Annotated in this window: 22 protein-coding genes and 1 pseudogene; 9 read left to right on the top strand and 14 right to left on the bottom strand. The window is 65.5% G+C overall.

Annotated elements, in window-relative coordinates:
• Positions 1-28 precede the first annotated feature (28 nt).
• The 4 genes from AC5WS7_RS03395 to AC5WS7_RS03380 are packed head-to-tail and all read right to left on the bottom strand — an operon-like array spanning position 29 to position 4,180.
• Positions 29-1,015, bottom strand: a complete 987-nt coding sequence (locus AC5WS7_RS03395; protein ID WP_495952841.1) for a JmjC domain-containing protein — start codon at positions 1,013-1,015, stop codon at positions 29-31.
• Between the two features lie 46 nt (positions 1,016-1,061).
• Entirely contained in the window at positions 1,062-1,649 is a 588-nt protein-coding gene (locus tag AC5WS7_RS03390) for a 2OG-Fe(II) oxygenase family protein (RefSeq protein ID WP_495952840.1), read from the bottom strand.
• 45 nt (positions 1,650-1,694) lie between these two features.
• Positions 1,695-2,987: an MFS transporter gene (locus AC5WS7_RS03385; protein WP_495952839.1), complete on the bottom strand. Its 1,293-nt coding sequence runs from the start codon at positions 2,985-2,987 to the stop codon at positions 1,695-1,697.
• Complete coding sequence (locus tag AC5WS7_RS03380; protein ID WP_495952838.1) at positions 2,984-4,180, bottom strand: cupin domain-containing protein; 1,197 nt, start codon at positions 4,178-4,180, stop codon at positions 2,984-2,986. The genes AC5WS7_RS03385 and AC5WS7_RS03380 overlap by 4 nt, the downstream gene beginning before the upstream one ends.
• Positions 4,181-4,710: 530 nt before the next feature.
• Here AC5WS7_RS03380 and AC5WS7_RS03375 point away from each other — a divergent pair.
• The 4 genes from AC5WS7_RS03375 to AC5WS7_RS03360 all read left to right on the top strand — a co-directional run bounded on the left by AC5WS7_RS03375 (position 4,711) and on the right by AC5WS7_RS03360 (position 8,079).
• Positions 4,711-5,376 (top strand): hypothetical protein, encoded by a 666-nt coding sequence (locus tag AC5WS7_RS03375; RefSeq protein WP_495952837.1) that lies wholly within the window; start codon positions 4,711-4,713, stop codon positions 5,374-5,376.
• Between the two features lie 424 nt (positions 5,377-5,800).
• Positions 5,801-6,154: an NAD(P)H-binding protein gene (locus AC5WS7_RS03370; protein ID WP_495952836.1), complete on the top strand. Its 354-nt coding sequence runs from the start codon at positions 5,801-5,803 to the stop codon at positions 6,152-6,154.
• A gap of 676 nt (positions 6,155-6,830) precedes the next feature.
• Entirely contained in the window at positions 6,831-7,733 is a 903-nt protein-coding gene (ku, locus tag AC5WS7_RS03365; protein WP_495952835.1) for a non-homologous end joining protein Ku, read from the top strand.
• 97 nt (positions 7,734-7,830) lie between these two features.
• The gene (locus tag AC5WS7_RS03360; protein ID WP_495952834.1) at positions 7,831-8,079 is read left to right on the top strand and encodes a hypothetical protein; all 249 of its coding nucleotides are present in this window, start codon (positions 7,831-7,833) and stop codon (positions 8,077-8,079) included.
• 118 nt (positions 8,080-8,197) lie between these two features.
• Here AC5WS7_RS03360 and AC5WS7_RS03355 read toward each other — a convergent pair whose 3' ends face one another.
• Together AC5WS7_RS03355 and AC5WS7_RS03350 are read right to left on the bottom strand one after the other, a co-directional pair.
• On the bottom strand, positions 8,198-8,662 hold the full coding sequence (locus tag AC5WS7_RS03355; RefSeq protein WP_495952833.1) for a DUF2231 domain-containing protein: 465 nt from the start codon (positions 8,660-8,662) through the stop codon (positions 8,198-8,200).
• Positions 8,663-9,209: 547 nt separating this feature from the next.
• The gene (locus tag AC5WS7_RS03350; RefSeq protein ID WP_495952832.1) at positions 9,210-10,094 is read right to left on the bottom strand and encodes an alpha/beta hydrolase fold domain-containing protein; all 885 of its coding nucleotides are present in this window, start codon (positions 10,092-10,094) and stop codon (positions 9,210-9,212) included.
• A gap of 182 nt (positions 10,095-10,276) precedes the next feature.
• Here AC5WS7_RS03350 and AC5WS7_RS03345 point away from each other — a divergent pair, with 182 nt between their 5' ends.
• The 3 genes from AC5WS7_RS03345 (at position 10,277) to AC5WS7_RS03335 (ending at position 11,802) form a co-directional block, all read left to right on the top strand.
• Positions 10,277-11,047, top strand: coding sequence for a type 1 glutamine amidotransferase domain-containing protein (locus tag AC5WS7_RS03345; RefSeq protein ID WP_495953729.1), 771 nt, complete (start codon positions 10,277-10,279; stop codon positions 11,045-11,047).
• Positions 11,048-11,102: 55 nt separating this feature from the next.
• A complete protein-coding gene (locus AC5WS7_RS03340) occupies positions 11,103-11,237 on the top strand; it encodes a hypothetical protein (RefSeq protein WP_495952831.1) in 135 nt (44 codons plus the stop codon).
• Between the two features lie 142 nt (positions 11,238-11,379).
• Positions 11,380-11,802 (top strand): CBS domain-containing protein, encoded by a 423-nt coding sequence (locus tag AC5WS7_RS03335; RefSeq protein ID WP_495952830.1) that lies wholly within the window; start codon positions 11,380-11,382, stop codon positions 11,800-11,802.
• A gap of 635 nt (positions 11,803-12,437) precedes the next feature.
• Here the strand turns inward: AC5WS7_RS03335 and AC5WS7_RS03330 are convergent.
• The 6 genes from AC5WS7_RS03330 to AC5WS7_RS03305 all read right to left on the bottom strand — a co-directional run bounded on the left by AC5WS7_RS03330 (position 12,438) and on the right by AC5WS7_RS03305 (position 18,415).
• Positions 12,438-13,244 carry an HTD2 family dehydratase gene (locus AC5WS7_RS03330; protein WP_495952829.1) on the bottom strand — a complete coding sequence of 269 codons (807 nt, stop codon included), beginning with the start codon at positions 13,242-13,244 and terminating at the stop codon, positions 12,438-12,440.
• Positions 13,241-14,398, bottom strand: a complete 1,158-nt coding sequence (locus AC5WS7_RS03325; RefSeq protein ID WP_495952828.1) for a CaiB/BaiF CoA transferase family protein — start codon at positions 14,396-14,398, stop codon at positions 13,241-13,243. Before AC5WS7_RS03325 ends, AC5WS7_RS03330 begins: the two co-directional genes overlap by 4 nt.
• A gap of 3 nt (positions 14,399-14,401) precedes the next feature.
• Complete coding sequence (locus AC5WS7_RS03320; RefSeq protein ID WP_495952827.1) at positions 14,402-15,184, bottom strand: HpcH/HpaI aldolase/citrate lyase family protein; 783 nt, start codon at positions 15,182-15,184, stop codon at positions 14,402-14,404.
• Complete coding sequence (locus AC5WS7_RS03315) at positions 15,184-16,338, bottom strand: acyl-CoA dehydrogenase family protein (RefSeq protein WP_495952826.1); 1,155 nt, start codon at positions 16,336-16,338, stop codon at positions 15,184-15,186. Before AC5WS7_RS03315 ends, AC5WS7_RS03320 begins: the two co-directional genes overlap by 1 nt.
• Positions 16,339-16,614: 276 nt before the next feature.
• Positions 16,615-17,553 (bottom strand): LysR family transcriptional regulator, encoded by a 939-nt coding sequence (locus AC5WS7_RS03310; RefSeq protein ID WP_495952825.1) that lies wholly within the window; start codon positions 17,551-17,553, stop codon positions 16,615-16,617.
• Between the two features lie 127 nt (positions 17,554-17,680).
• Positions 17,681-18,415, bottom strand: coding sequence for a nuclear transport factor 2 family protein (locus tag AC5WS7_RS03305; protein ID WP_495952824.1), 735 nt, complete (start codon positions 18,413-18,415; stop codon positions 17,681-17,683).
• A 130-nt stretch (positions 18,416-18,545) separates the two neighbouring features.
• On the opposite strand from AC5WS7_RS03305, the gene AC5WS7_RS03300 reads away from it, so the two are divergent.
• Positions 18,546-19,169 carry a TetR/AcrR family transcriptional regulator gene (locus AC5WS7_RS03300; RefSeq protein WP_495952823.1) on the top strand — a complete coding sequence of 208 codons (624 nt, stop codon included), beginning with the start codon at positions 18,546-18,548 and terminating at the stop codon, positions 19,167-19,169.
• A gap of 217 nt (positions 19,170-19,386) precedes the next feature.
• On the opposite strand, the gene AC5WS7_RS03295 is transcribed toward AC5WS7_RS03300, so the two are convergent.
• Entirely contained in the window at positions 19,387-20,406 is a 1,020-nt protein-coding gene (locus tag AC5WS7_RS03295; protein WP_495952822.1) for a diguanylate cyclase domain-containing protein, read from the bottom strand.
• Positions 20,407-20,552: 146 nt separating this feature from the next.
• Positions 20,553-21,542: an alpha/beta hydrolase fold domain-containing protein gene (locus tag AC5WS7_RS03290; protein WP_495952821.1), complete on the bottom strand. Its 990-nt coding sequence runs from the start codon at positions 21,540-21,542 to the stop codon at positions 20,553-20,555.
• Positions 21,543-22,045: 503 nt separating this feature from the next.
• Between AC5WS7_RS03290 and AC5WS7_RS03285 the strand changes: the two are divergent.
• Positions 22,046-23,751: pseudogene (locus tag AC5WS7_RS03285) on the top strand (FAD-dependent monooxygenase).
• Positions 23,752-23,760 lie beyond the last annotated feature (9 nt).

The raw sequence follows: 23,760 nt of genomic DNA, 5'->3' as shown, positions 1-23,760 counted from the left end.
GATCAACCGCTAATTGGTATTTGCATCCTCAGCAGTACAGAAGGCCTTGATTCACTCCGAACACGAGAAACTTTCGGAGATCGTCGGATTGCAATCTGTCTGACAGCAGACACAATTCTTCGAAGTCACATTCCTTACCGGAGGCCAGAGCGTGGAGCGCGGGAGCGAGCCGATAGTCCAGGCGCACACGAGTGCCGCCGCTGGCGAGCGTGACCTGGTCTCCGGATTCTTGAATTACCGGCCTTTCGCGACCGGAAAACTTGAATGACAGGTATCTGCAGTCGGCAGTCGGGTCGAGCGAAATCGGAAACTGACTGCCGGTTCTCTTTGCGGATCTGTGCGCATCTCGATCGCCATCTGTGAGGTGCGAGCCAACGCGACTACCGCTTTCCAGCCAGTCGAAGGCTATCGTCAGGTGGAGGGACAAGCATCCGAGGCCGGCGACCTTGTGCGGAGTGTTGGATGCGACGTATACGAATTCTCCGGCGGAAATCTCGTCGCCGACTGCTGGTGTTCCCGTGTCCGGGTGTTGCACTGTCCAAGCCTTGCTGCCGCTCACTTGAATGACGAAGAAGTTGTGATCATCGACGTGGGTGCCGAAGGCGGACTCGCTGGTACTGGTCAGATAGGCCTGGATCCAGACGCGCGCGTCAATTAGGTATTCGAGCGACTCCTGTATTCGCTGCACAATCCTGGACGTCTCGTGGAGGTGGTTGTAGATCAAGGTCGCGCCGTCCGACAGATATCGCTGAGTTCGATCCATGTCGAGGTATGAGTGCACAACCAGGCCGTCACCAATCCGCGCCGACATGAACTTGCTGGGGTGCAGATCCTTCCCTTGGTGAACAAGCCTTATATTCGACCACAGCGAACCGGCATAGACGACATCGCGCCACAGAGCACGCTCGAGTTCCGCCAAAGAAACCAGTCGATGGAGCCGTCCGCGTACCACTTTCGCATCGTTTTCAATGGCGCCTGCCAGTTCCGATGCAATGATGTATCCGAGATCTTTCACTATCCGAACTCCCCGTATAGGCACAATCCATGCAATTGTATGTCACTCAGGCAGGCAAGAATCCTGACAACGACATTCGCGAAGCGTCGCCAGCAAGCTGATCTACCCTACGAATTCGGTGGAATGTGCGTGCCTTTACCACTACCAACCGGTTGGGTCGAGGGAAAACCGCGGTGGCATTCAACTTCGAATCAATGATGATATCGTCGACCCCACGCCCCGGAACCGGGCTTCCGAACATGTCGACATCCGCATCGATGATATCCAGCTCACCGCCCCATGATGCCCGCCATCTCGGCGAGAGATAAAAAATGAACGCGGCTACGCGATCATGGCCGTCATCATGCCAAGAAAGCTTCACACCTGCGGGGTAGGACCAGTAGAGACTATCGATCTCGATGACTCCGGTTGGCTGAATATCCAGTTGAGATAACCCGTCGAGGACCGCTTGACCGAGTGCGTCTTGCCACCGATTCGACTCTGGATTCGCAAGTTTGATAGCGGGACCTTGCGCGCGGAACGCGAATCCGTCGTGATAGGGGTTTACTGTGCTGAGCACAGGCCGCAATCCAGCCTCATAGCAGTCGACCGCCGACTCACGCAGAGAATTATCGGCAAGCACATCGTCGAGCACTGCGTACCGATTGCCAATAGAATGTATATGCATTTTGCCCAAACCTTAATCCATGCTTACCGCAGCCGGCTGTACAGCATCCTCGGAGCGTGTCGTCGACGCAGCAGCGATAGCGGCGATACCGATGAGAAGTCCGCACGCGGCCGCGACGAACATCCAGAGCGAGGAGGTCGAAAGCGCGAGCCCGCCGACCGCCATCCCGACAGGGATGCCAACCGAGTTGATGAACCCCTCGACCGAGACGAATCGAGCGAGGCTGGCGGATTCCAGTGACCGCTGAAGCGAGGTTTGCCAGACTATGGCGCACACCGAGTTCGCTACTCCGGCCACGATGCATGCGGCGCAGAGTACCCAAATTCCCACAGCATTAGGCAGGACCGCATAGGCGGCGAGGCCGGCGGCCTCGCACGAAAAGGCGGCGCCGAGCAGGAGTGAAACCATTGACCATGAGAGCTGGCGAAGTCCTGCGAGAATCGACACCGATCCGATCAGGCTTGCTGCGGCCATCGCCGTGGCCAATATCGCCCATGATCCGCTACCTGAATGTTTGATGGTGAGCACGGGCCCCGCCACCGAGACCATGCCGATGGTGAACGACACGAGGAACCACAGTGCGGTCGACCATCCCAACCATGGCTGACACCGGATCGATGACCAGGCGGAGTACTCTGCACGGATGTCCCCGCTATCGTCCTGCTCGACCGATTCTCGACTATCGCACCGCGGCGAGTGGGCCACTCTCCGGGCGTAGGCCAACGCCACGACGTTCGCGATGAAGGTGAGTCCGTCCAGAATCAGGATCGGCTCGAATCCGATAGTCTCCATCGCGATGGCCGCGAGTGTCGGTCCGACGAGGACACTGACGTCCAGGTTAAGAGCCAGGACAGCGTTGGCCTTTTCTAGCCCGGTATCGTCCACTATTCGAGGAATGATCGACCACATCGCAGGACCGTAGAAGGCCGATCCGGCGCCGTATACGGCCGCCGATACGCACATGAACAGCAGCCAATGGTGACTTGTGACCATCATGGCGATCGCAAGCCCGAACTGTGCGGCCAATCGTGCGATATCGGAACCGATCATCACGAGGAATTTGTCGCGGCGAGCCGCGACTCTGCCGGCGATCGGGACGGCCGTGAATCGCGCGACCCACAATGACAGGAGTACCGCGGTCAGCGCACCTGGAGAATTGAGGGCGCGCACGACCTCCAGAGAAAAAGCCACGGGGATCAGGCCATCGGTGAGTGCTGAGCAGACGGCACCGAGATACACGCTCCGGAATACACGGTTTTGGAAGATGTTTCGCAGGGCGCCTGAAGGCGCGGTGGAGGAAGTCATGCGGCCACTACCCCACCTATCCGGTAGAGAAGTTCGACAACCTTCATGCCGCCGGTATGTCCGGTGCCCTCTATCGCTTTCGGCAGCGACAGGACATCAACTGCCTCGAGGCTGTTGACGATTTCCGAAATCGCCCCGAAATCGATGCTGGGGTCGGTCTTTATCGTACGACCGCGAGCAAGCAGGATGCCTGGTTCCCGTGCCGCGACCACTCCGCGGAATGCTCCCCTGACCTTGTCGGGTATCTGGCCGTGGCTTTCGATCGCCACTTTCTTGGGAATACCGGTGAATCCGCACGTGGCCTCGATGGCGAACTCGTCCTTTGCTACCGCGATGATGCGATCGATCAACCTCGAGTCGGCGTTTCCAAGAATGCTTGCGACTTCTGACATCTCACTGGCTGCGCTCACCAGAGGCAGCAGGGATTCTTCCGCGACCTTCGTGATCGCGGAGCGCAATGTCCTGTGCGAGTCGATCGGATATATCGTCAGGCCGACGAAGGCCGAGGGGCCATCATTCCTGAACAGGTGATATCGGCCACGGGGAATCGACACGAAATCTCCCGGGCGCAGGGTGATCATCTCAGCGCTGCCCAGGTTGTCCGAGAAATCGAATGAGATCCCGTTGAAAGAAGGGCTTCGAAGGAACAGACTATCGGGAAGAGCTCCATCCGGCCAGACCCAGAGGGTCTTGTCAGAGGGCCCGAGATGGAAGACCATCGACGGTTCGGCGTCGCAATGAATGCCGAAAGGAGTCCACTCACAGTTCGCTATGAACGTGTATACGTCCGCGCCACAAATGGGCGGATGTCCGACATCAGTGGTTATCCGCTGGATGACCTTTGCGAAGAATTCGGACAGCTCCAGCGACCACGCCGAGAATCCGTTGATCGCGAGGCAGGACGACGTCGTTTCCGAGACTCTGGCAAGCCATTCCGTCGGCGATTCCTCGTCACGGAGTGGCGTGTCAACAAGCTCGTTGACCAATCGATAGTCGAGCGCGTCTCTGCGGAACGCGCGCACCCGAGGGGCCCGGTCCCCGCTCCGGATGATGTTCTCGACCGCAGTCCGGAGCACAGCCGTCAGCCTCGCAACCTCTTCGTTCGGAAGAAGTGAAGGCTCATATATAAGCTTGTTGAATCGCGGCGCGTTATCAGCGAAAGCGCGCCAGTTTGTTTCAAATTTCTCGTTCACGTTTCAGGTGTCCCTCGGGGTACGTGGCGATCTAGTTGATTACAGGATTGAACGGAGATCTACTGGTTGCCCGCTGCCGAGCCGAGCAGACAACCGACAATTTCAGAACTCGGTTATCAGTGACCGGTATCCTGGCGGGGCGAACCGATGATGATCGGGCCGGGGCCCCGCTGAGTGTTGGATCCGTTGGATCCCTCGATAACTTCCAGAATCAGGTCGTCGTTTTCTTTGTACATATCAGTACCTCCCTTTACTGTGAACGCCACCCCGGCTGCTCCGGGGATGCCCCCGAGAGACGTTCTGAGCCTACACAGTCCAACTCTGCCATCAAAAGCAATTTTTCGCGATCGGATACGAATGTCATGATAGGACCACGTTTTCCTCTGTCCGGTCCGGATATTCGGCACGAGGCCAGTTGTTCGCACCCCTGATCGCCTCTGTCCGACAGACCGTCCAGAACTCGTAGGAGCACGGCCACGGGGACAGTGCAATACGCGCGATCACGACTGACGTGGTACGACGGAGTCGCCATGTGGGGCAACAAGTTCGCCCAAGATCTCGGTGACTTGTTCGAGCAATACGTCGGTCGGCTTCTCGCCGCGAGCGATTCGAGTACCGTCTATCCGGAAATCACCTACGGTCGAGACAAGAAGCGCTCAGTTGACTGGATCGTGGTCGAGGAGCGCGCGGTCGTGCTCATCGAAGCAAAGTCCGCCCGGCCAACCGAGACGATAAGAATGGCTACCCCCGAGGCAGCCGACGACCTCGTCCGCCTGCTGCGCAAGGCCCACAAGCAGATAGATACCACTGCAGCACTGATCACTGGCGGGCACCCGACTTTCGCGCATATCCCGACCGACCGTCCAATCTGCGGCATCGTGGCAACCATGGAAGCGTTCGACGTGATCCACCTGCCACTGTTGCGCGCCGCATACACGGCCGGGTCGTCCACTCCGACCGTCGTTGCCGACGTCTCGAACCTGGAGCGGCTCACCTCCGCCACCGACCACGGAATGCTGCTCACAGACCTGCTCACCCATAGCAGCGGAAACGTTCCAGATGACCTTAACGCCGTGCTGAATGAGTTGACTCCGAACCTTCGCCACCCCGTGCTCGAACAGGGGTTCGCAGCGTTTCCATGGGCGAATCAGGAAAACCAACAACATTTAGGTGATGTGGAGTCATCGACTGAATGATGCTGGCGGGCGTTGCGCTGATGGATGGTCCACCACGTACATGGGTGAGTCCCTCCAGGCAGCCGTTTGCGTCACAGCGATGCCCGGGATGTGCCTCCGCTGTCCGACGCAACTGCTCGAAGACTTCGAGAATCGTTCCCCCAGACGATCAGGTGTTTTCCCAGGTCAACTCATAGGTAACTGTACTAGAATCGGCTGCCCGATCGGACAAACGAAACCCACTCCTTCAGCAGGGCGCTGCACGCCGGATATAAAGCGATACAACGGAATCGGGTCTGGAGCCGTTCGCTGTCGAATCCTGATGATCAGCCTGGCCCGCCACGGCGTGGGCAACTTCAACTTCTCCCTCGACGTCGATCTTCTCAGCTGAGCGCACCTGCACCACCACTTCTCGCGCCACATTACTCACAAGGAGCGCAGCAGCATGTGCGTTTTCGTCACTGACGGGACCGGCCATTCCGGTTCGCACATCATCCCCGAGCTCATCGCCGCCGGGCACGAGGTCACCGGCCTGGCCCGCTCGGACACGGCCGCGGCGGCGCTGGCCGCGCTCGGCGCGAAGGCGCGTCGCGGCGACCTCCAGGATCTCGACGGGCTCGCGGAGGCAGCGGCGGGCGTCATCCACGTCGCACACCGGCAGGACCTCCTTCCGACCGGCGGAATCGATGCCGTGGCCGCGCAGAGCTCCCGATCATGCTCGCGTACGGCGAGGCGCTCGCGGGATCCGGAAAGCCGCTGGTTGCAGCGGGGAGCATTGGCTCACCCGGGCAGCACCTAGGCCGGCCTGCCACCGAGGAAGACCCGGCCTTCCGGCCGGCGATGATTACAAGGGCACCCTGCGGGTTCGTAACGTCGTGGAAGCCGCCGTAGTCGGCCTCGCCGAGCGGGGAGTGCGGTCTTTGGTCTCGGCGGGCACGCAGATGTCGACGTGGATGGTGTTGCAGGCCGCGGTGATCGGGACGCCCGGCGCGGGCGCGGGAAAGGGTTGCGGGACATCGGGACCCGTCGCGTGGGGTGCAGCCTTGCCTGCGGCCGTGGGTGCCCCTCCCTGCAACGTTCCCAATGCCGGTCAGACGTCTCGGACCAGATAATCAAATGCGAATATTTAGATACCAGAGTATTGTCGCTCGGGCGCACGCTGTCGGCCTACTCAGAGCGACGTAGCGGCTCCCCAGACATCGACAGCCTGGCCGAACTCCCGTCACGGATTTTCTGACACAAACCAGACGATCCGGTCGCCGGATCCGCGCGTCCAGCGCAGTTCCAGCGCCACCAGCACGCCCCGAACAGCACGGGACGTGGGCAAATCGGGTCCGTATCAGGACGTCCACAGGACGTCACAGGTCCACGAACAGCAACAATCAACAACCCGGCAACCCCCACCAACAACGACGAAGCCGCAGGTCACGCCAGTTCGCCGGACAGACCGGGCAGGTCACAAGTAGCATCCAAGGATGCGATCGATCTGGAAGGGTTCCATCGCGTTCGGCTTGGTGAATGTCCCGGTGAAGGTCTATACGGCCACCGAGGACCATGACATCAGGTTTCACCAGGTGCATGCCAAGGACGGCGGACGGATCAGATACGACCGGGTGTGCACCGTGTGCGGGCAGTCGGTGCAGTTCGCCGATATCGATAAGGCCTACGAATCGCCCGAGGGTGAACGGGTGGTGCTCACCGACGAGGATTTCGCGAAGCTTCCGGTGGCGGAGAAGCACGAGATTCCGGTGTTGCAGTTCGTGCCGGCGGAGCAGATCGATCCGATCCTGTTCGACCGGAGCTACTACCTCGAACCCGATTCCACGACGCCGAAAGCCTATGTGCTGCTGGCGAAGACGCTCGAACAGGTGGATCAGATCGCGGTGGTGCACTTCACGCTGCGGCAGAAGACCCGCCTGGCGGCGTTGCGGGTGCACGACGACGTGTTGATGCTGCAGACGCTGCTGTGGCCCGACGAGGTGCGCACGGTGAATTTTCCCGCCCTCGACGGTGTGGCCGAACCGCGGGCGCAGGAGATCAAGATGGCCCGGACTCTGGTCGAGAGCATGTCCGACGACTTCGATCCTTCGCAGTACACCGACGAGTACCAGATCGAGTTGCAGAAGGTGCTCGACGAGGCCATCGCCTCCGGGGAGGGCACGGTGGTCAAGCGCGAGGAAGCCGCTCCGGCCGAGACGGACGCCGAGGTCGTCGACCTGGTCGCGGCCCTGCAACGCAGCCTCGAGGCATCCGGGCGGCGCGCTCCCGCACCTGCCGCGAAGAAAGCAACGAAGAAGCCCGCCGAGAAAGCCGCGCGCAAAACCACTCGCAAGAGTCCGGCGAAAAGCACCGCGAAAACGACCCGCAAGGGCGCGTGAGGGAACACAGCACACCCACAGCGACAACCTATCCGGTAGCTAGGCTGCCACGGTGTGATCGAAGCTGTCATAGTCACAGCAGAGAAAGGTTTGCCCGATGGCACACCGCATCGCGAAGTTCGCCATGATGGGCGCGCTCGTCGCCGCCCCGATCGTGACGGCCTCGGCCCCGGCATTCGCCGATACTCCCCAGCAGCCTCAGGGCAACAACCAGTCCGCGCATCAGCAGGACTATCAGAACCAGAACAACAACCAGGACCAGAACCGGCAGGATCAGAACCGGCAGCAGCCCGCACCCCAGCAGCAGTTCGATCTGTTCCGGCTGCCGACCGGTAGCGCCGGATAGTCTCGGCTCGCCGAGCCGGCCCGACGAAGACCTCCGAGCGGATTGCGCGATCACTCGGAGGTCTTCGTCGTTCCAGCGGGATCATCAGCGCATTCCCCGCACGAGTCGTCGTGCAGGTCTAACCGGCGGCCTGATCGCCCCAGCTGGCCCGCGCGCCCGATTCGCCGATTCGATAGACCTGCACGGTCGCCGCGGCGCCCGCGGCGATGGTCAGCACCGCGACCGCCGCGACGAGGACGAGACCGACCCGCCGCTCGCCCCGCTCACGCAGATGCACGAACAGCAGCAACAGTGCCGCCACCAGCAGGCCGATCGCGAAATAGATCATGGTGTCGCCGAGATGCGCGTGCGTGTGGATGGCCGGCGAACGGCCGATCTTGTGTTCGAGCCACTCCCCCGCGTCGGTCGTGATCGGCGTCATCACGACGTCGAATGCCGCCAGCACCGCCACCAGCCACACCAGCCGCTGCCGCGCCGGGCGCCACACCGCGCACAATATGGCCAGCAGCGAGGTCAGCGGCACGAGTACGACGATTATATGGACGAGCAGCACATGTGCCGGCAGACCGTTGATGGTCGACATTGCGAGGTCACTCCTGAGAGACGAATGAGAATCGGATCGAGTGTCCCCGAGGTAACTGAGAACACGCTGTGACCCCGCTGGCGATTACGCTCGAGAACCAGCCCTGATGCCGTAGGTCCTGCAATGCCCGAACAATCGCCGTTGCCATCGCCACGGTTGTCACTACAGCGACTCTGGAGGCCGCCGCTCCCGCGATCGCGTCGGCCGCGCCGGCGACAGCTATCCGCCGGTCACCAGCGCCACCGCCGCCCAAGCGACGCGGATTCAGTGGTTCTGGGTGTGCCTCAACGTTCCGCTGGGGTCCGTGAGCATCAGCTTCTGCGTATAACGTGAATCGCGTGTGATACCAGCGTCGGCGAAACGAATACGCCAATACACATCTGCTCATTCGACGTTGGATTTTTCGACGCCGCCGGAGAAGAGCGGTGCGTTCGATTTCGCAGATAATGGACATCTCCGCGGAACTGTCGTATTCGGAACCGATGCGGATTCCCGAGCCGAACGACCGCAAAAAGCGCCCCCCGCAGGCGAATACGCTCGAGCCCCCTCAACGGGCGAGGCCGCGGCGCAAGGCGGCGTACAGTTCGGCGAGCTGTCGCCGCGACACCTCCGCCGACGTGATCAGCTGCGACCCGTGAAATGTGCCCGGCCACTGGTGCAGTTCGACCGACACTCCCGCCTGCGACAGGCGCAGTCCACATACGATGCCTTCGTCGCGAGCAGTGTCGAATTCCGCGGTGGCGATATAGGCCGGTGGCAAGGCGGACAGATCGACCGCACGCGCGGGCGCCGCGTACTGCGTCGCGGGCATCGAACCCAGGTAATACCGCCACGTCGCGATGGCATTTTCACGGTTCATCCCCGGCGTCCGGGTGAAATTCCGCGCCGACCAGGTGTCCAGCCTGTCGTCCAACTTGGGTTCGACGAGCAGTTGGAAGCGGATCGAAGGGCCCGCTGGTCGCGGGCCCGCAGCGCCACCGCAGCCGCCAGCCCCGCGCCCTCCCACGGCGATGCGATCGGAGTCGATGCCCGGCTCGGCCGCGTGCGCGGCGGCCCAGGTCATGGCGGCGTAGGCATCGTCGAGAGCGGCCGGGAACCGGTGCTCGGTAGCCAACCGATGGCCCACCGAGATCACCACCGCACCCGAGCCTTCGGCCAGCCGGATTGCCGCCGCGTGCTCGGTGTCCAGGTCGCCCAGGACGAACCCGCCGCCGTGTATCCAGACGATGCCGCCACTGGACTGCCGAGGCCGGTAAACCCGAACCGGCACAACGGGATTGGCGGGCACGCTGTGATCATCGATCGCCATGCCCGAGGTATCGGGTACCGGCTTGGCGGCAGCCACCGCGGCGCGGTTCGAGCGCGTGGCGGGAACGTCGGTCAGATCGAGCTCGGGAAACAACGGAACGAGCGCTTGCAGTTCGGGATTCATATCGAACATCGTCCCGATCGCCGCGCCGCGGATCGGCCGCCATCCGTCGCGAATCGCAACCTTTTCCCGCGCCGATCGGCGGCTTCCGGGTGCCGCGATCGCTGTGCGAGCATCTGGTCATTTCGGCGCCAGCATGAAGCTGATCGGCCCGTTCCAGATGTGCGGCGCAGAATTCCGACGCGATACCGACGTGCGCCTACAATAGACCCGGGCCGACCCTCCCATACTGTTCCCGCGAGGACGAGGAGGCGATTTGTGATGGCGAAAATACTTTTCGTGGTCTCGGGCGCCACATATCTCGTATTGAAGATGGCACCAGATATGCCACCGGCTACTGGGCCGAGGAGTTCGCTCGTCCGTACCGGACGCTCACCGACGCGGGCCACGAGGTCGTGGTCGCGACACCGCACGGGGTCACGCCGAACGTCGACATGATGAGCCTGCGGCCGGCCATGGCGGGCGGTGAGCAGGGCGCACTCGAATTGGAGACCATCATCCGATCCGCTGAGACGATGCGCCGGCCACTGCAGCTCTCCGATGTCCGCGTCGAGGACTACGACGCGGTGTACCTGCCCGGCGGCCACGGCCCGATGCAGGATCTGTGCGTGGACGCCGACGCCGGCCGGATACTGAGCGCACAACTCGCCTCGGGCCGACCACTCGCGATCGTCTGCCACGCCCCGGCGGCGATGCTCGCCACCAGAATTCACGGCAAATCGCCCTTCGAGGGCTACCGCGCGACGTGTTTCACCAACGAAGAGGAGCAGGCCGTCGGACTCGCCGACAAAGCGCAGTGGCTACTGGAGGACGAACTGAAGGAAAAGGTCGGCATCCAGTTCAGCCGCGGTGAAATCTGGAAGCCGTACCTCGTCGAGGACAGAAATCTGTTCACCGGGCAGAACCCCCAGTCGGCCGAGTCCCTGGCCGAGCGGCTCCTGAAAGAATTCACCTGACGCCAAGGTCACCCTCCGCGCGTAATCGTTCCACGCGCAACATGTTCGAACGGAGATGACCGTTCGTCCGGCCCGGATCGCGACCGGGCCGAACCGCCCCGGCGACGCTCGGATAACGCATTCACCCATGGACAACACACCGCTGCGGCACGGCGTCGCCGAGCAGACGCCGGCCCGCGGCAAACCCTGATCCCACAGCTTCCGCCCCGCGAATCGGCCCGCCCCGGCGACGTACGCCCGCGCCGGGGCAGTGCCGGCTTTCCGGAGTAGCCGGACGCGAGGCGGGTAGCCGCCCGCCGTACGCAGCCCACCCACAAGCCCAGGAGGAACCGATGGTCCAGTACGTCCGCGACCTCATGACCAGCAACCCCATCACACTGGCCCCGACCGCAACCGTGCGCCAAGCAGCACAAGCCATGCGCGACAACGACATCGGCACCGTGATCGTTGCCGACGGTGAGCACGTGCAGGGCATCGTCACCGATCGCGACCTGGTCGTGCGCGCGCTCGCCGATCGCACCGACCTCGCCGACTGCCACCTCGACGACGTCTGCAGCAGCGCACAGCTGATCACCGCGACCCCCGACGAACAGGTCGAGTCCGCCGTGCGGCGTATGCGGGAGAACTCCGTGCGCCGCATTCCCGTCGTGGAAGGCGACCACGCGGTCGGAGTGCTCTCCCTCGGCGACGCTGCCATCGAGCGCGACTCCGGCTCGGCGCTCGCCGATATCAGCGCCGCGTCCGGCAACACCTGAACCGGACCCACCGCAGCCTTGCGCCCACGGCAAATCGCCACGGGCGCAAGGGTGGTCGCGCAACGCGCCAGATCGCCAACCGATCGGAAATCCGGTGGCTGGACCGATCGCCTTCCGGGCCGAGGGACTACCACCTCGCCTCCGGTACATCCAGCTGTGGGTGAACCCGCCGCGGGCGAACAGGTTCAACGCGCCCCGGCAGCCGTAAGACGTGCCGCCGGAGATCATCGGCGGCTTCTCGATGTGCAGAATCCCGCCGCCTGCGGTCATCCACTGGGTGTTCCGTTGCTGTGGAGCCGCCGCCGTGGATGCGGCCATATCACACACTGGCCGTGTACGCCGGGCCGCTGAGGGCCCGATGCCCCGCGATTCCGTTGACACTCGAATGAAATCCACTGGGCGACAGTCATTTCGAACCGACTACCACCGGCGCCGACAAATTCGGCATACCTGTATGCCGGCTTCGCCCGAGGGCATCGATCGCGAGACGCTGCCCGCTCATCAATTCGGCAACGGATGCACCGGCCGGGTGCAGCCGGTCCCCCGCGTACAGGTCGTCGCGCGGTGACACGACGATCCGGCTCCGCCGGTTCGCGCACCGAAGGTCGGCATCCTCGCGACCGGGCCACTCGATCTCAGCCAACGGTGCCGGTCGCGGTCTGCCGCCCGGCCAGGTCGCGGGCGGCGACCTGCCAGGTGTCATCGTCGCCCGCGCGCGCGGCGACGACCAAGCCTTGGAAGTCGAAAAGCGGTGAGCGCAAACGGTAGTCGAACACGGCGCCCGCGGCGCCGCGGGCACGGGCCGCCTCGGCCATGGCGGTGGCTTGCAGCGGACCGTGCGTGAGCAGGCCCGGATAGCCTTCGGTCTCGCGGGCGTATTCGCGGTCGTAGTGGATGCGGTGCCCGTTGTAGGTCAGCGCCGAGTACCGGAACAGCAGGGTGGGGCCGACCGGGATCTGCCACTCGCCGTCCGCGGCGGGAACCTCGGGTCCTGCCTCGGCCGCCGGGGGCCGGGTGATCGCGGGCGCGTCGCGGTAGACGATGTCCTGGCGTTCGTCGACGACGAGGTCGCCGCGTTGGAGGATGTGGTGGCGGACCGTGACGAACGTCAACCGTCCTGTCCTGCCCTGCTTTTCGGTGATGGCCTCGACGGTGGTGCGCCGGGTAGCGGACTCGCCGATCCGCAGCGGCGCGAGGGAGCGGACCTGGCCACCGGCCCACATGCGCCGGCGACCCGGTTCCGGCGGAGTCGGCACGGTATTGCGGATCGGGTGGCCGTCGCGACCGAGGTCGGCCTGCGCCGGCCGGTCGAGCAGGTACACCCAGTGCCAGGTCAGCGGCAGCCCCTCGGCCTCCAGATCCGGTGCGGTGACGCCGAGCAGCCCGGCGAGGCCCTCGGCGGGGCCGGCGGTGAGGGTTTCGGTGCGTTCGACGGTCGTCATCGCGAAGCCTCTCGTGCGGCGCCGAATTCGGCGCGGATCGATTCGTTGTGCTCGCCGAGGCGGGGCACGTCCCGCATGGCCGCCTCGCGGCCGCGAACGGTGACGGGCGGGAGCAGGGCGCGCACGGGCCCGCCGGGGGTGCCGACGGTGCGCCAGCGGTCCCGGGCGGCGAGCTGTGGGTGGGCGACGAATTCGTCGGGGGTGCGCATCCGGGCGCACGCGATGCCCGCGGCGTCGAGGGTTTCGACGAGCGCGTCCGCGGTGTGGGCGGCGAATGCCTGCTCGAGCATCTCGGTGAGCTGCGAGTCGTTGGCGAACCGTTCGGGGTTGTGCGCGAACCGAGGATCGCCGGCCAGTTCGGGGCGTCCGATCACGGTGGTGCACAAGGTCTTCCACTCGCGGTCGTTCTGGATGCCGAGGAACACCACGCCCTCGCCCGTGCGGTACGGCCCGTACGGTGCGATGGACGCGTGCCGCGCACCGGTGCGGCGCGGCTTCTGCGGGCCGTACATGCCGTAGTACGCGGGCTGCATCGCCCATTCGCCCAGCGCGTCCAGCATGGCGACGTCGAGGGTGGCGCCGATGCCGGTGCGCTCGCGCTCGTACAGCGCGGTGAGGATCCCGGAGTACGCGTACATGCCGGTCGCGATGTCCGCGATCGAGATTCCCGCCTTCGCCGGCTCGTCCGCGGTGCCGGTCGCGGCGACGACGCCGGTCTCACACTGCACCAGCAGGTCGTAGGCCTTCTTGTCGCGGTAGGGGCCGTCCGGACCGTAGCCGGAGATCGAGCAGTAGATCAGCCCGGGGTGACGTTCCCGGACCGCGTCCGGGCCGAGGCCGAGACGGTCCACCGAACCCGGGACCAGGTTCTGCACCAGCACATCCGCGCCGGCGATCATCGCGTCGAGCACCGCCCGGTCGGCCGGCGCCTTGATGTCGAGTTCCACGCTCTCCTTGCCCCGGTTCAGCCACACGAAGTAGCTCGATTCGCCGTGCACCGTGCGGTCGTACCCGCGAGCGAAATCGCCCGCGCCGGGACGCTCCACCTTGATCACCCGGGCCCCGAGGTCCGCGAGCTGTCGGCTGGCGAACGGCGCGGCTACCGCCTGCTCCAGTGAGACGACGGTAATCCCTTGCAGTGGAAGGCTGTTCATCGGTCAGCTCCTCGCTGTCGCGGCGATCCGCCCGGCGCGCGCGAGCACCGGACGGTCGATCATCATCCCGTCCACCGACACCGCACCCGCCCCCGCGGCGGCGGCCAACACCCGCCGGGCCCAGTCGATCTCCTCGGCGGTCGGGGCGAACGCCTCGGCGACCGGGGCGAGCTGGGACGGGTGGATGCACAACTTGCCGCCGAACCCCAGCCCGCGTGACCGCCGCGCCGCCGCGAGAACCGCTGCCGGGTCGCGCGTCTCGGCCGACACACCGTCCACGGGCGCCGGCAACCCCGCCACTCGCGACGCCAACACCAGACGGCTGCGAGCGTACAGCAGCGTCTCGTCGGCCTCGTGCGCATCGATGTCGAGCGCGAAGTCGATGGCGCCGAACGCGATTCGATCCGCCACCCGGACCAGCTCGTCCACGCGATGCAGCCCCAGCGCGGTCTCCACCAGCGCCACCAGACCGGCGTCGGCGGGCAGTCGCGCCGCGATCGCGCCCAGCCGGGCGGGGTCCTCGGCCTTGGGCACCATCACCCCCGCGAGCCCGGGTGCGTCGGCGATCGCCGCGAGGTCCGCGTCCGAGTCGATGCGCACCCATCCGCAGCCGCCGGTGCGCAACCAGCGCGCGACGTGCGAGCGGGCGGCGTCCTTGTCCGGAGCGGCGACGGCGTCCTCCAGGTCGAGCACGACCTCGTCGGCGCCTGCCGCGGCGGCCTTGCCGAACCGTTCGGGCCGGTCGCCGGGTACGAACAACCACGTGAGGGCAGTCGAAACACTCATCAGCGCACCGGATTCCGCTTGATCAGCTGCTTGGTGATGACGTCCTTCTGGATCTCGTTGGTGCCCTCACCGACGATCATCAGCGGGGCGTCGCGGAAGTAGCGCTCCACGTCGAACTCCGTGGAGTAGCCGTACCCGCCGTGGATCCGCACCGCGTCCAGCGCGATCTTCATCGCGGTCTCCGAGGCGAACAGCTTCGCCATCCCGGCCTCCATATCCGCGCGCTCGCCGGACTCGTACCGCCGCGCGGCGAACTGCACCAGCTGCCGGGCCGCGGTCAGCGACGTCGCCATGTCCGCCAGGTAGTTGCCCACCGCCTGGTGCTGCCAGATCGGCTTGCCGAAACTCTCCCGCTCCTGCGCGTACCGCAGCGCGTCGTCGAGCGCCGCTCGCCCGACCCCCAACGCCCGGCTCGCGACTTGGATGCGCCCGATCTCCAGCCCGCGCATCATCTGCGCGAAGCCCCGCCCCTCCTGCGTGCCGAGCAGCGCCGTCGCCGGGACCCGCAAATCGGTGAACGACAACTCGCAACTCTCCACGCCCTTGTAACCCAACTTCGGCAGATCGCGGGACACCTCGAACCCGGGCCCCTTCTCCACCAGCAGAATGCTCACGCCCCGGTGCGCCGGCACCGCCTCCCGGTCCGTCTTGCACAGCAGCGCGATCAGGTCCGAGCGGCGAGCGTTGGTGATCCACGTCTTCGCGCCGTTCACCACGTACTCGTCGCCGTCCCGGCGCGCCCACGTGCGCATCGCCTGCAGATCCGAGCCGCCGCCCGGCTCGGTCAGCGCCATCGTCGCGCGGATCTCGCCGGTCGCCATTCGCGGCAGGTAACGGTCCTTCTGCTCCTGTGTGCCGAAGGTGAGCAACAGCTTGGAGACGACGGTGTGCCCGCCCATCGCACCGGCCAGGCTCATCCACCCGCGCGCCAGCTCCTCGGTCACCGCCGCGTAGCACGGGGTCGACACCGCGGCCTCGCCCCACGGCTCCGGGATCGCCAGGCCGAAGATCCCGATCCGCTTCATCTGCTCGATGAGCTTCTCGGGGTAGGTATTCGTGTGGTCGAGTTCCCGGGCCACCGGGCGCACCTCGCGGTCCACGAAATCCGCGACCAGAGCCACGATTTCGCGCTCGTTCTCGTCGAGTTCGTACATTCTTCGCTCCAGTCGTCCGGTCCGCCGCGCTTCAGTTCTCACCGGACATCGTGACTGATGATATGAATCAATCTGAAATAGAATTTTGTGATGTCGACATGCGGCGGTGCGATAACAGCGAGGTCGGGCCGGAGAACCGAACTGCCCCTCGAACGCGCGGCACCAGGGCGGCGCGGCTGTCCGGGGCGTCCGGTACCTCGGCCGCGCGGCCCCGGATCCGGGCTGGGACTGGGCGACGCGGAGATCGACTCGCCGGACGACATCGGTCTCGTCCGATCATCCGTCCTCGTCCCGCATCGAGACCGCGGGCCACACATTCGTTTCCACCAGCTCCTCGATGAGGGCGGCCAACTCGTCCGCCACGACCGATACGGCGGGGGCGATACGGCGGGTACGCGCGAGCCCCAGCACGACGTCGCGCACGGCCGCGGGATCGTCGAGAGGCGCGGCGACGAGGTCGCCCGCCGCGACGTCCTGCACCACCGCCGCGGCGGGAAGGATGGTCCACCCGATCCCCGCCCGAGCCGACTCCTTCTGCACCGCCATCGAATTCGTTTCCAGGGCGACCTCGGGGACCGTATCGGCGCGCTCGAACGCCTGGTCCACCAGAACCCGCAGGCCGTGTCCACTGGCAGGCATCACGAGCGGATGCCGGGCGAGCTGCGTGAGCCCGACCGGCCGTCCGGCCTCCAGGCCGGAGCCCGGCGCCGCGATCGCTTGCAGCCGCTCCCGCAGCAGCGGCCGGACCTGCAGTGACGGTGTGCTCCGGAGGTTGTACAGCAGGGACACCTCGACGTCGCCTCCGTCGAGCCATCGCTGGAGGTCGCCGGAATAGGCGCTGAGCAACCGGAGGCGGATGCCCGGATGGTGTTCCCGCAGTCGCTCTACGAGCGGCGCGGCGACGATGTCGACCGAACTCTCCAGCAGGCCGACGGTGGCGATTCCCGACACCGACGCGCCGTGCGGCCGGATCTCGGCGCGAGCCCGTTCCAGCTCGGCAAGGGCGCGGCGGGCGCGGTCGACCAGCACCGCGCCGGCGTCGGTCGGTCGCATCCCCTGCCGCGTCCGCTCGAACAGCGGCACCCCGAGTTCGTCCTCCAGCGTCTTGATCTGACGGGTCACCGCCGGCTGCACCAGATGCAGCAGCTGCGCCGCCCGGGTCACGCTGCCCGCCTCCGCGACCGTCACCAGGGCGGTGAGTTGCTTGAAATCCATCCGTGCTCCTCGGCTGCGTGACCACCCGCCCTCGGGCGGTATCAAAGTTTTCTATTTCACAGCCTGTCAGATCAGTTTCAGGATTGGGCGCTGGTCACCGAGTGCAACGTCGCGATTTCGCCGCCCACTACAGCTTTGTCCCGAACCGGGACAACAGGGCGGGCAGCTTCGACGCGGCCATCAACGCACGGAACTGCCAGCTGTCATCACGCGGCAGAACGCCGCCGCGCTGAGTCGCGTCCAGGAAGTCATAGAGGGTCTCCCCCTCCTCCATCAGCCCGGCGGCGTTGAAATGGTAGCGATCAACCGCCGGGCACTGGATGAAACGCCCGTTGCCGTAGATCACCGGCGCGGACTCGTCATACGGGTACAACCGCAGCGGACCGGTCCAATGACCACTGCCGATATAGCGAATAACGGTGCGCACCAACCCATCCGGAGTCACATCCAGATATGCCTGGCCGGGCAGCGGGTCGTAGCGCCAGTCCGGGATCGCGTCGAAGAACGCGAAGTTGTACTTCACGAACTCGTCGATCCCCACGATCGTGCGGCCGAACGTGGTCACATCGGTGTACCGCACATCCGCGGCATACAGCTCCTCGCTGAGGCTCATATCGCGGACCAGGAAGCTCCACCAGTACTTCTTGGCCCACTCCATCACCCAGCTCAGGTCCACCCCGAGCTTGCCGTAGAACGCCAGTTTGCGGTCGAAATCGTCGAACCAGGCCAGCGTGCCGGCCTGCAGTTCCTCCTCCGGAATCACCCGGATCGGCACCGCGCGATTGGAATTCAGGAACTCCGGCACCGGTCCGGACAATCGCGGCTGCCGCAGTGCCTGCTGGAACTGTTCCTCGTCGAACATGACGCACCTTTCCCACGACCAACGCGGCCACCGGCGATGTGATTGTCCCGCGCGTTAAGATGAATCATATGATTCATGTAGAATCAAGTGATGTCAATGTGGCGACGGCACCGGATGCGAGAATGAGACCGTGACCGCCACTCCCAAACTCTGGCGAGGCCAGACCCTCGAGGACCGATCCGGCGAGCGCCGCGAACAACTCCTGGACTGCGCGTTCGACCTGCTCGGCACGGGCGGCGCCGGCGCGGTCGGCATGCGGGCGGTCATCCGGCAGGCGAATCTGAGCCCCCGGTACTTCTACGAAAGCTTCGACAGTCGCGAAACGCTCATTGCCGCGGTCTACGACCGCACCGAAGCCGCTCTGCGCGAACGTCTTTCGAGCATCACCCCGGGCACGGACCCGCACCCGGCGATCCGGGCGGCCCTGGAGATATGCGCCGACTTCTTCGAAGAGGACCCCCGCCGCGCGCGTGTCCTGCTGCGCGAGCCCGCGGCCGACGATCACCTGCGCGGTCACATCACCCGCCGCACTCCCGCGGTGATCCGGGCGCTCGCCCCGTTACTCGGCCCCGGCGCGGAGTCCTTGTTCACCACCAACGACACCACACTCGCCACCATCGGCACCGCCCTGGCGGGCGCACTGACGGCCGTATACCTCGATTGGACCGATGGCCGACTGACGATCGCACGCGAAGATCTCGTCGACAACGCGGCCACGATCGTCGTCGCGCTGCTCGGCACCACCTTCCTCTGAATTTCACCGGGTGGCAACGAAACACCACGTGCCGCCCGGAAGATCCGGTGCGAGAGGCCGAATCCAGGCGTAGCCGAGTCGAGAAGCGTTCTCGCTCAGGGCTTCTCCAGCCGTCAACGCGACATTCGCCGCGCTCCTCGTCCCCGCCTGCCCCGGCCTGATCGCGGCCCCGATCCCGAAGAGATTGTGGCACTTCATTATTGCGAATAGGCCGTACTCACTCCCCGGCCGCGGTGTCCAGTGCGCGCAGTACCCATTGGTCTTTGCCTCTGGACTTGGCGCGGTAGAGCGCGCGGTCGGCCGCGTCCAGCAGGGCCGCGGCGGGGGTGTCGGCCGGAGTTGTCACGGCCCCGATGCTGGCCGACACCTGGAGTTCGTATTCACCGATGACGATCGGGGCCGACAGCGCGGCCAACAACCGGTCGGCGACCGCGGTGATGCGGAAATCCTGGGCCGGTGGTGCGAGCAGGACGACGAACTCGTCGCCGCCGATGCGCGCGATCATGTCCTGGCCGGCCGGCAGGCTGTCGCGCAGGCGGGCAGCGGCAACGGCGAGGACTCGGTCGCCGATGCCGTGACCGTACCGGTCGTTGATCTGTTTGAATCCGTCCAGGTCGACGAAACACAGTCCGATCCGGTCATGATCGGTGACCGAGGCGGCGATGGTTTCGAGCCGTTCGAGGAAGTGGCGGCGGTTGGGCAGACCGGTGAGCACGTCGTGTCGCACCTGCCGGTGCAGTTCTGCGTGTAGCTGATGCCGCTCGGTCACATCCTCTCCGACGGCCAGGAGATAGTCGGCTCGACCGGCCGAACCTCGCACATAGGTGACCGCGAACGAGGCCCACCCGGTGCTGCCGTCGGTGCGGTGGAATCGCTGCTCGAATTTCACGGTGCCCTCGCGCGCCGGAACCAACGTGTCGAAGACCAGTGCGCAGATCTCGCCGTAGGCATCGGGGTGAGCGAACCGGTAGACCGAGGTACCGCGCAATTCCTCGGCCCGAACCCCGATCATGGCGGCCAGGCCGGGGTTGACGTCCAGCAGAGTGCCCGTGGTGTCCGCGATGGCGATCGCGATCGCGGCGTTGTCGAACACGATCCGGAACCGTTCCTCACCTGCGCGCGACGCCTGCTGCCGCGTGGCACGGCCCGCGTGCGGCCACGGATTGCGCGGCGAGTGGCGTTGCGCCCGGTAGTCCCGGATCTCAGCGGCGAGCAACGCTGCTACACGTCGGGACAACCGGTCCACAGGACCGAATATGTGCCGCCATCGCGATGTCGAAGCCGCCCGGTCGGGTCCGGCCGTCGAGGTCGGCCCGCAACCGTGGCCCGCAACCGCGGTCGCTCGCTCGGTCGAGGGGGATCGCAGCATGTCATCCGCCGGGTTCAACTTGCGTCGGGAAGGTCGGTCGCGGAAAGCTCGCCGGTGAGCACCCGCTGGTGGAACTGACCGAGCGCATCGATCGCGGCGCGCGCGTCGGCCAGCAGATCCGCACCGGCGTGGTGGACGTGCGGCGCACGGTCCCAGATCTGCAGCAGCGTCGGCACCCGCGCTTCGGCGCAACGCCGGGCCAGGATCTGCGAGTCCGGTAGCAGGCATTCGGTGGAGCCGACCTGGATCAGGACCGGCGGCAGGCCGGTGAAATCGCCGTTGACCGCCGACCACGCCGGATCGAGCGCCCCATCCTCGGCGAACCCCCGGCGGGCGATCAGCTCCAGAGCCCGAGCCGGAATGTACGCGTCGCGTCGCCGGTTCGGGTGGGCGTCGCGCATGGTCGAGTCCAGATCGGCCCACGGTGCGATCGCGGAAATACCGCCGGGCATCGGCAACCCCAGCGCACGAGTGGCCAGCGCGAGCCGGAAGGCGAGCCCGCCACCGGCGGAGTCACCGGACACGAGAATCCGCTCGGGCGGGAAACCCTGCTCCAGCAGATATCGATAGGACTCGACCGCGTCGTCGAGCGTCTCGGCCGGATCCGCCTGCGGCAACTGCCGGTAATCGACGCTCAGCGCGGGCATCGCGCTGGCGTGGGCGATCTTGGCCACCATGCGCCGGTGAGTGTTCAACCCGCCGCAGATGAACCCGCCGCCGTGGAAATACAGCAACACCGCGTCCTGCCGCTGCCGCGGATCGCGATTGCCCTGCCACAACCATTCGGCCCGGAACTTCTCGAATCGCACCATCCGGCGCCCGGTGCCCCTCGGCGCGGCCAGAGCCGCGGCCGGAAGATCGAGCAGACAGCCCAGACGCACCAGTTGCCGGAACCGGCTGTGGTCGGCGACCCGCGTCAACGTCTCCAATCCGAGCCCGACCGTGCCACGCAGCAGCGGATCCGCGATTCTGGTGCCGATACCGGCCCGGTTCGGCCACTGCACACTCAGCGTGGACCGCGGGCCCGGCTCAGCCGCGGGCGACTCGCCCGCAGCCCGGACATCGACACCGCCCGAACCCTGTGAACACCCCGAACAGCCTTGGCCGGGCGCACGACCACTATCTTCGACACGGCGCAACATCGATCCTTCGTCAGTACGACCTATGGCGATGGCCAATCCTGACCGAGCAGGGACATGCGCACAGCGGCGGAAATACCTATAAAAGTACCTATCCGCCCACGCCTGGGCCCCCACCGCAAGAGCACAATGTCACCGGAACACCGCCTACCGGCCCGCCCGGCCCCGGCTCCGCGAACCCGATCCGCCCGCGCGGTAGCCCGGGCGGCGCCCGCGGGCTCGACACACGTACCCGTTCCGATTGCGCACACCGTGGCGATGCCTCGGCAAACGCGAGCTGACGCCGGACCGACTTGTTTTCTTCGCGACATCACCATCAGGGACGCTGCGGAACCCCTCACAGCTGGTGAGATTCACAGAGCCTGGATATGTGCTCGGGTAGGCACTGTTGTGCGTACGGGACCGAGCACCTCGAATCGTCTGTCATGCCTCGGGGACCGGCATCGCATGAAGGAGGGTTTCCCATGCCTCGCTCCATCGTTTCGTGTGACCGTATCGCCATTGTCGGTGCGGGCCCCACCGGGCTGACGCTCGGCATCGAATTGGCGATCCGCGGAGTGCCGTGTCGTCTTTTCGATAAAAGGCAGCACCCGTTGGAAACGTCGCGGTCGTTCACTGTTCAGCCCCGAACCGCCGAAGGGTTCGCCCGCGGTGGATACGTGGATCCTTTCCTGGACGTGGCTCGATTCCATCAGGGGATGGCGATCCACCTGCGGGGAGTCGAGAACACCGAATACATCGACTTCAGCATGTTGGACACCCCGTACCCGAACATTCTGATCGTCGAACAGACGACACCGAAGCGGTGCTGCGCGAGCGTTTCCGGGCACTGGGCGGCACCATCGAGTGGAATACCGAGCTGACCTCGATCACCACCGATCCCGACGGCCGGATCACCGCGCACCTGCAGCACCCCGACAGCGCCGGGACCGGCCGCGAAACGATCCACCCCGACTGGCTGATCGGCTGCGACGGCCTGGGCAGCATCGTGCGCACCCAGCTCGGGCTCGACTACACCGGCGACGACTACACCGGCATGCGATTCCGCATGATGGACGTCGAGATGGAAAACCCGTACCCGGGCAGCGACACCTGGATCGACTACTGGGTCGACACCGACCGCATGCTGCTCACCACCGCGTTGCGGCGCGGGCACCGGGTGCTGATCAGCGACATGCGCGATGCCCCGCGAGCCCGGACCCAGCCCGACCCCCGCACCGCGCGGACCGCCTTCCAGCACGTCGTGGATTCCTGGCCCGAGCTGTCCGGCATGCGCCTGGGGCTACCGAGATGGACCACCGAATTCGATATCTGGCGCAGGCTCGCCTCGGGCTACCGGCGTGGACGCCTCCTGGTCGCCGGCGATGCGGCGCATATCCACAGTCCCGCAGCGGGAATGAACATGAACACCTGTATTCAAGACGCGTTCAACCTCGGCTGGAAACTCGCCGCCGTGGCCACCGGCAGTGCCCCCGAATCCCTGCTGGACACCTACGAAACCGAGCGGCGCCCGATCGCCACACAGGTCATGCAGACCAGCCACGAGCTGCACGGGATCATGATGAACCACGGTGTGCGTCCCGGCGAGCGGCGCGAACTCATCGCGCAGCCCGAATTCCACCGCGACGCCGCCGCACGCATCGGCGCGCTCACCTACCACTACCGCGACGTCATCGATGCCCCCGGTCCCGCGGTGCGGCACGGTCTTGCCGCGGGGGATCGTGCCCGCAATACGCCCATCACCGCGACCACCGATGTGCACGGCCTGCTGGCCCATCCCGACCACACCCTGCTGGTGCTCCAACGACGACCACGCTCCACCGTCGCCGCCGCGGCCGCCCGAGCCACCGCACCCTACCGGGACCTGCTGCGCACCACCGTGATCGCAGCCCCCGACCTCGGCGCCGACGCGCCAGTCGGCGCACTCATCGCCCAGGACACCCGGATCTTCGAGGACTACGGCCAAATCGCCAACGACACACTATGTCTGATCCGGCCCGACGGACATATCGCCCTGCGGTCGGACGACCTGGGAGCACTGACCACCGCGCTGGGCCAGGTCATGCTGCCATGAACACACCAT

It is taken from the genome of Nocardia sp. PLKS1-43 (assembly GCF_059510335.1).
The sequence above is the reverse complement of the archived record's forward strand: the minus strand, read 5'-3'. Positions and strand labels throughout refer to the sequence as shown.

Bases quoted from the DNA above. Each gene is read 5' to 3' on its own strand.
- AC5WS7_RS03385 (WP_495952839.1), bottom strand. From the start codon at position 2,987: ATGACTTCCTCCACCGCGCCTTCAGGCGCCCTGCGAAACATCTTCCAA.
- AC5WS7_RS03375 (WP_495952837.1), top strand. From the start codon at position 4,711: ATGTGGGGCAACAAGTTCGCCCAAGATCTCGGTGACTTGTTCGAGCAA.
- AC5WS7_RS03370 (WP_495952836.1), top strand. From the start codon at position 5,801: ATGTGCGTTTTCGTCACTGACGGGACCGGCCATTCCGGTTCGCACATC.
- ku (WP_495952835.1), top strand. From the start codon at position 6,831: ATGCGATCGATCTGGAAGGGTTCCATCGCGTTCGGCTTGGTGAATGTC.
- AC5WS7_RS03360 (WP_495952834.1), top strand. From the start codon at position 7,831: ATGGCACACCGCATCGCGAAGTTCGCCATGATGGGCGCGCTCGTCGCC.
- AC5WS7_RS03355 (WP_495952833.1), bottom strand. From the start codon at position 8,662: ATGTCGACCATCAACGGTCTGCCGGCACATGTGCTGCTCGTCCATATA.
- AC5WS7_RS03350 (WP_495952832.1), bottom strand. From the start codon at position 10,094: ATGAATCCCGAACTGCAAGCGCTCGTTCCGTTGTTTCCCGAGCTCGAT.
- AC5WS7_RS03340 (WP_495952831.1), top strand. From the start codon at position 11,103: ATGACCGTTCGTCCGGCCCGGATCGCGACCGGGCCGAACCGCCCCGGC.
- AC5WS7_RS03335 (WP_495952830.1), top strand. From the start codon at position 11,380: ATGGTCCAGTACGTCCGCGACCTCATGACCAGCAACCCCATCACACTG.
- AC5WS7_RS03330 (WP_495952829.1), bottom strand. From the start codon at position 13,244: ATGACGACCGTCGAACGCACCGAAACCCTCACCGCCGGCCCCGCCGAG.
- AC5WS7_RS03325 (WP_495952828.1), bottom strand. From the start codon at position 14,398: ATGAACAGCCTTCCACTGCAAGGGATTACCGTCGTCTCACTGGAGCAG.
- AC5WS7_RS03320 (WP_495952827.1), bottom strand. From the start codon at position 15,184: ATGAGTGTTTCGACTGCCCTCACGTGGTTGTTCGTACCCGGCGACCGG.
- AC5WS7_RS03315 (WP_495952826.1), bottom strand. From the start codon at position 16,338: ATGTACGAACTCGACGAGAACGAGCGCGAAATCGTGGCTCTGGTCGCG.
- AC5WS7_RS03310 (WP_495952825.1), bottom strand. From the start codon at position 17,553: ATGGATTTCAAGCAACTCACCGCCCTGGTGACGGTCGCGGAGGCGGGC.
- AC5WS7_RS03305 (WP_495952824.1), bottom strand. From the start codon at position 18,415: ATGTTCGACGAGGAACAGTTCCAGCAGGCACTGCGGCAGCCGCGATTG.